This is a genomic window from Ruegeria sp. YTSA135 (assembly GCF_059610165.1).
The window spans coordinates 36,578-44,512 of record NZ_JBXWNC010000022.1; the positions used below are offsets into that span (position 1 = coordinate 36,578).

The window sequence follows — 7,935 nt, forward strand, 5'->3', positions numbered from 1 at the left end:
CGCTGACATAAAGTCGACTTATGTAACGAATGAGGCAAACTATGTCGGATACTCGCCCCGCCCAAGTCTTTGGCGGAGAAAGCCTTTTGTTTTTGACTGACGAACAGTTGCGGCAAGGGATCGAGGCGATGTTTTTCGCTTACCGCGGGTTCACTGCCGACCCCGATCGCATTCTGACGCAGATGGCCTATGGCAGGGCGCATCACAGGGCCGTCCATTTCATCAACCGCGCACCGGGCACAACGGTCAACAACTTGCTGGCCATTCTTGGGGTTACGAAACAGTCGCTGAACCGCGTTCTGCGAACCTTGATCGAAGATGGCCTTGTCGAAAGCCGCGTGGGCACCACTGACAAGCGCGAGCGGCACCTGTTTCTGACTGAAAAGGGGAAGGCGCTTGAGGCTCGGCTGTCCGAAGCCCAGCGTGTACGGATGCGTGCCGCTTACAAGGAAGCTGGCCCCGAGGCAGTATCAGGATTTCGCAAAGTGCTTGAAGCAATGATGGATGCTGATATGCGTCATGCCTATACAAAACTGCGGGACACGACCTCATGAGCGATATGGACGCCCACCTGCTGATCGTCGACGACGATGAGCGTATCCGTGATCTGCTCAAGAAATTCCTGATGAAAAACGGATTTCTGGTGACGGCTGCCCGTGATGCGGCCCATGCGCGGCGGGTCTTGTCCGGACTGGATTTCGACATGATCGTTTTGGACGTGATGATGCCCGGCGAAGATGGCGTAAGTCTGACCAGAACGCTGCGCGACACCCATACGACGCCGATCCTTCTTTTGACCGCGCGCGGCGAGACCGAGCATCGTATCTCCGGGCTTGAGGCGGGGGCAGATGATTACCTTGCCAAACCGTTCGAGCCAAAAGAACTGTTGCTGCGGATCAACGCGATCCTGAGGCGCATGCCGGAAACGCCTGCGCAGGATACTGCAAGCAAGATCCTGAACCTCGGCCCAATCCGCTATGATGTTGAGCGCGGCGAGATGTGGCAGGGCGAAGAACCCGTGCGCCTGACCGCAACAGAAAGCCAGTTGATGAAGATTTTCTCGACTCAACCCGGCGAGCCGATCAGCCGGGCCAAGCTTGTCGAGGATCTGGGGCGCGACAAGGGTCAGGCGCAGGAACGTGCTGTCGATGTGCAGATCACTCGCCTGCGCCGCAAGATCGAACAGGACCCGAAACAACCGCGATACCTGCAAACGGTGCGCGGCGCCGGATATATGCTGGCACCGGATTGATTTTGCTACCAAAGACGGTTTTATGTCCTCTGCATGAGTATTTTAGCCGAATGAACAGGGGATCGTGATGAAGACCGCGCTGTTAACCCATGCGGATTGCCTCAGGCATGTCACGCCGGACGGGCATCCTGAACGGGTGGCGCGGCTGGAGCATGTTTTGCATGCGTTGGAACCGCTGGACCTTCGCCGGACAACTGCACCTTTGGCAGCCGATGACGATCTCTTGCGGATTCACCCGGAAAGCTACATCCGGGATATTCGCGATTCTTGCCCCATTGATGGTTTTGCGCAAATTGACGGCGATACATTCATGTCTGCCGGTTCTGTCGATGCCGCGTATCGTGCAGCAGGGGCTGTGGTACGCGCAGTGGATATGGTGTTGGGCGGAGAGGCTCCGAATGCGTTTTGTGCGATCCGGCCTCCGGGGCACCACGCTGAATCAGAGACTGCAATGGGTTTCTGCCTGTTCGGCAATGCAGCGCTGGCGGCCAAGCATGCGCTGGACCATCACGGGTTGAACCGGGTCGCGGTGGTTGATTTTGACGTGCACCACGGCAACGGCACGCAGGATTTACTGTGGGATGAAGGGCGCGCGCTGTTGATCACCAGCCAACAGATGCCGCTTTGGCCCGGTTCCGGGCGAGCGGATGAGACAGGCGCGTATGAGACCGTTCTCAACATACCGCTATCACCGGGAACCGGCGGGGCCGAGATGCGCGCGGCCTATGAAAATCAGGCCTTCCCCCGCCTGCGCGCTTTCAAGCCCGAACTAATCATCATCTCTGCCGGATTCGACGCGCATCAGGACGATCCGCTGGCTAATCTGAACTGGTCTACTGGCGATTTCGCTTGGATCACGGCTGAGTTGTGCAAGATAGCCGATGAGATGTGCGACGGACGTATCGTCTCGACTCTGGAAGGCGGGTATGATCTGAACGCACTGGCCGAGGCCACACGCGCCCATGTGGAAGAATTGATGAAGGCAGCCCGATGACCGATACCCCCGTAGACCAGATGACATTCGAACAGGCTATGAAAGAGCTTGAGGCCGTGGTTGGCCAGCTTGAGCGCGGCGACGTGGCGCTGGATCAGTCGATCGCTCTTTACGAACGCGGTGCTGCGCTGAAAAAGCGCTGCGAGGATGAGCTGAAACGGGCCGAGGAAAAGGTCGCCGCGATCACCCTGGACGCCAACGGTCAGCCAACCGGGACAACGCCTGTCGAAGGTCAGTAATGTTTCGCGAAAGACTGGCGCAGGATGCGGCGCGGATTCAGAAGCAGTTTGATCTGGTTCTGGGCGCGCTGAGCGACGTGGATGTCACGCAGGCGATGAGCTATGCCACGCAAGGGGGTAAGCGGTTGCGCGGCTTTCTAGTGCTTGAAAGTGCACGTGTGCATCAGGTGGACATTGACCGCGCAATCTGGCCCGCAACGGGGATTGAAGCGTTACACGCCTATTCGCTTGTACATGACGATCTGCCCTGCATGGATGACGATGACCTGCGTCGTGGTCGCCCGACCGTGCATATGAAATGGGATGAGGGCACGGCTGTTCTGGCAGGTGACGCGTTGCACACGCTGGCATTCGAACTTTGTACGCGGCCCGAGGTTGGCTCAGCCGACGTGCGCGCTGATCTGGCCCTGACACTTGCCCAGGCCAGCGGCGCTCAGGGGATGGTGTTGGGGCAAGCCTTGGATATTGCCGCTGAGACGGCTGCATCCCCGCTTACGCTGAGCGAGATCACGCGTTTGCAGGCCGGCAAGACCGGCGCATTGATCGAGTGGTCAGGCTGCGCAGGCGCTCGGCTGGCGCAGGCTGACCCCGCGCCGTTGCGCCAATATGCCCGGGCGCTTGGTCTTGCCTTTCAGATCGCAGACGACATCTTGGATGTCGAAGGTGATACCGAAAAAGCCGGAAAACGCCTGCAAAAAGACGCCAGGGCCGGTAAAGCCACCTTTGTTTCGTTACTGGGCTTGGATGCAGCCAAGGCCCGGGCTTCGGAGCTTGTGGAACAAGCCTGCGCCGCCCTTACAGGCTATGGCGCATCGGCTGAAACCTTGAAGGATGCTGCCCGCTTCGTTATTGCCCGGGACAGCTAAGCCAGGATCGCCAATGACTGACCGCCCGAAAACGCCTCTGCTGGACCTTGTAAACCGCCCTGCGGATCTCAAACAGTTTTCAGATGCGCAACTGACCCAGCTTGCACAGGAATTACGGTCCGAGACGATCTCGGCCGTTTCGGTCACAGGTGGGCATCTGGGTGCCGGGCTTGGCGTGGTGGAACTGACGACTGCGCTGCATGCCGTTTTTGATACCCCGCGTGACAAGATCATCTGGGATGTGGGGCACCAATGCTACCCCCACAAAATCCTGACCGGGCGGCGCGATCGTATTCGCACCCTGCGCATGAAAGACGGCCTGAGCGGTTTCACCAAACGCAGCGAAAGCCCCTATGACCCGTTCGGCGCGGCACATAGCTCAACCTCGATCAGCGCAGCGCTTGGGTTTGCGGTTGCCCGCGATCTGGGCGGTGTCACACCGGAAGGGCTGGGTGACGCGATTGCCGTGATTGGCGATGGCTCAATGTCGGCGGGCATGGCTTTTGAAGCGATGAACAACGCGGGCCATCTGAAAAAGCGCCTGATCGTGATCCTGAACGACAACGACATGAGCATCGCGCCACCTGTTGGCGCGCTGTCGAACTATCTGTCGCGTATCTACACCGAAGCCCCGTTCCACGAGTTGAAAGCCGCCGCCAAGGGCGCGGTCTCGCTGCTGCCCGAACCGTTCCGCGAGGGCGCCAAGCGCGCCAAGGAAATGCTGAAAGGTATGGCCGTGGGCGGCACTTTGTTCGAAGAGTTGGGGTTTTCCTACATCGGCCCGCTTGACGGGCATGATATGGACCAGCTTCTGCCGGTGCTGCGCACGGTAAAGGCACGGGCGACCGGCCCGATTCTGATCCACGTGCTGACCAAAAAGGGCAAGGGCTATGCCCCAGCTGAGCAGGCCCGCGACAAGGGCCATGCCACCGCGAAATTCGACGTGGTGACGGGTGAACAGAAAAAGACGCCGTCCAACGCACCATCTTATACCTCGGTCTTTGGCAAGACGCTGGTGGACGAGGCCGGGCGCGACGACAAGATCGTCGCTGTCACCGCCGCGATGCCGGACGGAACCGGCCTGAATCTGTTTGCCGAACGCTATCCTTCGCGCTGTTTCGACGTTGCGATTGCCGAACAGCATGGCGTGACTTTCGCCGCAGCGCTGGCTGCCGGAGGGATGAAACCGTTCTGCGCAATGTACTCTACGTTTTTGCAGCGCGGGTATGATCAGGTGGTGCATGATGTAGCGATCCAGCGCCTGCCGGTACGCTTTGCCATTGACCGCGCCGGTCTGGTCGGCGCCGATGGCGCAACCCATGCGGGGTCGTTCGATATCGCCTACCTGTCCAACCTGCCCGGTATGACAGTCATGGCGGCTGCGGATGAAGCCGAACTGATGCACATGGTCGCCACTGCGGCGGCTCATGATGAAGGCCCTATTGCCTTCCGCTACCCGAGGGGTGAAGGCGTGGGCGTCGATCTGCCCGAACGTGGTGAAGTTCTTGAGATCGGCAAAGGCCGCCTGATCCAACAAGGCGCACGCGTGGCGATACTTTCGTTCGGAACCCGTCTGGCAGAAGTTCAGAAAGCAGCAGAGGCTCTCTCGGCCCGGGGCATTACCCCAACCATTGCCGATGCTCGGTTTGCCAAACCACTGGACCGAGATTTGATCCTTGAACTGGCCGCGAACCACGAGGCTCTGATAACCATCGAAGAAGGTGCCATTGGCGGTTTCGGCAGTCACGTGGCGCAGCTTTTGGCGGATGAGGGCGTGTTCGATCACGGGTTGAAGTACCGCTCAATGGTGCTACCGGATACATTTATTGATCAGGCCAGCCCATCCGACATGTACACTGTTGCGGGCCTGAACGCCCAACAGATCGAGGCCAAGGTTCTGTCGGTCTTGGGCGTTGCGTCCCTTGGTGAAAAACGCGCGTGACGCGTCGGAACTATCAGACATCAAAACGCAACCTCTAATGAGAATTCCTTTTCGGCTGCACCTCAGGTTGAATGCCTGCCTTTGAAACCCAACGCGCCGCTACGGCCCCGTTTACGGAGGCAGGCTGATTCACTTCGGGTGAGTTATTGAGAACACAGGATTCTCTCATATTCTTCCGCAATATTTTTGCGCATATGTTTTTCTGCTACAGGTAGTCAAAACAAAAAACCACCCTTGAGCAGGCGGGCGGATGAGAAACATGATTGCGGCGCTGGTGGCACTCTTTCTGACGAGCGTGCCAGCGGCGTCAAAAGATATACAGGTCGGCAACGATTCTGGCGGGCGTATCTTGGACCGTTTGATCCAGATTGAAATCGCCAACCGGACCAATACACAGTTCTGGATAACCGGGGACTTTTGTCATTCCAGTTGCACTATGCTTCTGGGTGCGGATGATGTCTGCATTTCTCGCAAAACAGTATTTGGTTTTCACGGCCCCTACCGGGTGAATCGCACGGAAATGACGGCCAGTGAATTCGAAAGAAAAAGCGCATCTCTATCCAGCTACTACCCGACTCCGGTCAAAAACTGGTTTATGTCCAAAGCCAGATACGCCGGACCCAGCGAACTTTTTCTTGTTTCCGGTGACTATCTCATACGCCTTGGCGTGCAGGAATGTCTTTAGCCGCTGATGCGCTTTGAGCCTTGGCAGACTGTCACCCAACGTGAATTTTTCACAGACTTGGGAAAATGGTGCCTAAAGAGGGCACTGAATTCCAATATGTAGATGTCTCGAAAAATCTCAGATAGAGATTAAGTATATGAAAAAATTTAATTTATCTCTATCAACTCGCCTCAATTGATCTCGACTAGTGGCAGCACGTACCATACCTAGGGGTGGACCAATAGGTGGACTGGTAGAGAGAGATATATAGCGAAAAACAAATTGAGCGCGCGTGGCGTCATTGCGCTTGAGGCTGGAAAGCACTGCGATGGCGCTGGGCTCTGGCTTGTGAAGGCAGATTCCAAAAGCGGTAAATGGGTTCTTAGACTGACGGTTTTCGGCAAGCGACGGGAGTTGGGCCTCGGGAGGTGGCCGGATGTTGGCTTGGCGGAGGCGCGGGAAACAGCTGACGCAGCCCGGCGCCAACTGCGGGAAGGCCGAGATCCGATCAGAGAGCGGCAGAAACGACGTGTTGAAGCCCAGCGCAATTTGCATCTGTTTAGAGACATCGCTCGGGATGCGTTTGAAGCTCGGAAGTCCGAGTTGCGGAGTGGCGGAAAAGCGGGGCGTTGGTTTAACCCGCTGGAGTTACACGTTATACCCAAACTTGGTCATGTGCCCGTTGCTAAAATTACTCAGATCGATCTGCGGGATTGCCTTGCGCCTATCTGGAATGAGAAAGCCGAGACGGCTTGAAAGGCGCTGACGCGGACATCTATTTGTCTGGAGCATGCAGCCGCGCTGGGCATTGATGTAGACTTGCAGGCCCCCAGGAAGGCGCGTGCATTGCTTGGCAAACCGCGTAAGGCCACCACCAACATTCCGTCGCTTGCCTGGAGTGAAGTGCCCGAGTTCTACAAAAGTTTGGACGAAGGTACAGTCACCCACCTTGCTCTGAAACTTCTGATTTTGACCGGGGTACGGTCACGGCCAATACGGTACTTGAGGGAAGAGCAGGTCGATGGTGATGTCTGGACTATTCCGGCAGAACAGATGAAAGGGCGTGAGGGCGCTACCGCTGAGTTCCGTGTTCCGCTTTCGAATGAAGCGCTTCATGTTCTTGGAGACGCGTGGCGACATGCTCGCGACGGCTATCTGTTTCCGAGTATTCGGAAAGGGGTGATCTCAGACGCCACGATGTCGAGATTGATGGAGCGTCGTGGCATGAGCGCCCGTCCGCATGGATTTCGTTCAAATCTCCGCGTGTGGTTGGCGGAGGCAACCGATGCACGTCATGAAGTTGCAAAAACCATGCTTGGCCACGTTGTTGGCAGCTCTGTCGAACGCGCATACCGCCGAACCGACTTCCTGGACCAACGTCGTGTATTGCTGGAGCGCTGGGCGTCCCATCTCCTCGGCAACACCGATACCGTCGTAAAACTGGCCACCGCATGAAACAGGATCGTCGTTATCTTCCCTTGTTCAACGAAGACGGCAGCTGGATAGCCCGCCCAGATCTTTATGTTTTGGTTCGAATGGGCGCTCCAGACAACGAAAAAGAGAGCACCATCTGGGAGGCCTACCGACACATGTCAGAGATCTCAGATAACAGTAGCGTTGAATTGAACCCGTTAGACGCAATACTCGAAAGAAAGTTCGTAAGGTCTAACATGTCCGAACGTAGATACGCTGCAATGGTGGTGCACGAGGTCGCGCGACTTTATTTCAACGGCGTAACGCCAACTTTGGGCAAAGCAGTAAAGCTGGTTACACGGCCATTGCTGGAGGAACAAAGCGCCAGATTAGAAAGTTCGGTCTCTGAGCAAGTGAGAAAGGCGTTCAGTCGGTTTCGCAATACTTGCCACTTGGAAGCTGTTTTTCGATCAGACGCTTCAAGGCCAAGGCTCAGGACCCATTGATTTCCGGCCAATGTCGTGATTCACGGCTTAAACAAACGAGCGGTGACATGTCTGATCTT

At 56.9% G+C, this 7,935-nt stretch carries 10 protein-coding genes; all 10 read left to right on the top strand.

Annotation, left to right across the window (positions count from 1 at the left end; all coding sequences use genetic code 11):
- Positions 1-41: 41 nt before the first annotated feature.
- Complete coding sequence (locus tag AC2FIT_RS20515; protein WP_068339620.1) at positions 42-554, top strand: MarR family winged helix-turn-helix transcriptional regulator; 513 nt, start codon at positions 42-44, stop codon at positions 552-554.
- Complete coding sequence (locus tag AC2FIT_RS20520; protein WP_496832010.1) at positions 551-1,252, top strand: response regulator; 702 nt, start codon at positions 551-553, stop codon at positions 1,250-1,252. The genes AC2FIT_RS20515 and AC2FIT_RS20520 overlap by 4 nt, the downstream gene beginning before the upstream one ends.
- 67 nt (positions 1,253-1,319) lie before the next feature.
- Positions 1,320-2,246 (top strand): histone deacetylase family protein, encoded by a 927-nt coding sequence (locus tag AC2FIT_RS20525; RefSeq protein WP_496832012.1) that lies wholly within the window; start codon positions 1,320-1,322, stop codon positions 2,244-2,246.
- Positions 2,243-2,485, top strand: coding sequence for an exodeoxyribonuclease VII small subunit (locus AC2FIT_RS20530; RefSeq protein WP_058272726.1), 243 nt, complete (start codon positions 2,243-2,245; stop codon positions 2,483-2,485). The genes AC2FIT_RS20525 and AC2FIT_RS20530 overlap by 4 nt, the downstream gene beginning before the upstream one ends.
- Positions 2,485-3,351 (top strand): polyprenyl synthetase family protein, encoded by an 867-nt coding sequence (locus AC2FIT_RS20535; protein ID WP_496832014.1) that lies wholly within the window; start codon positions 2,485-2,487, stop codon positions 3,349-3,351. Before AC2FIT_RS20530 ends, AC2FIT_RS20535 begins: the two co-directional genes overlap by 1 nt.
- Before the next feature lie 13 nt (positions 3,352-3,364).
- Entirely contained in the window at positions 3,365-5,293 is a 1,929-nt protein-coding gene (gene dxs, locus AC2FIT_RS20540; protein WP_496832016.1) for a 1-deoxy-D-xylulose-5-phosphate synthase, read from the top strand.
- 259 nt (positions 5,294-5,552) lie between these two features.
- Positions 5,553-5,978, top strand: a complete 426-nt coding sequence (locus tag AC2FIT_RS20545; RefSeq protein ID WP_496832018.1) for a hypothetical protein — start codon at positions 5,553-5,555, stop codon at positions 5,976-5,978.
- A 261-nt stretch (positions 5,979-6,239) separates the two neighbouring features.
- Positions 6,240-6,713: a tyrosine-type recombinase/integrase gene (locus tag AC2FIT_RS20550; protein ID WP_496832020.1), complete on the top strand. Its 474-nt coding sequence runs from the start codon at positions 6,240-6,242 to the stop codon at positions 6,711-6,713.
- 63 nt (positions 6,714-6,776) lie between these two features.
- Positions 6,777-7,412 carry a tyrosine-type recombinase/integrase gene (locus tag AC2FIT_RS20555; protein WP_496832022.1) on the top strand — a complete coding sequence of 212 codons (636 nt, stop codon included), beginning with the start codon at positions 6,777-6,779 and terminating at the stop codon, positions 7,410-7,412.
- Entirely contained in the window at positions 7,409-7,876 is a 468-nt protein-coding gene (locus AC2FIT_RS20560) for a hypothetical protein (RefSeq protein ID WP_496832024.1), read from the top strand. The genes AC2FIT_RS20555 and AC2FIT_RS20560 overlap by 4 nt, the downstream gene beginning before the upstream one ends.
- Positions 7,877-7,935: the final 59 nt, after the last annotated feature.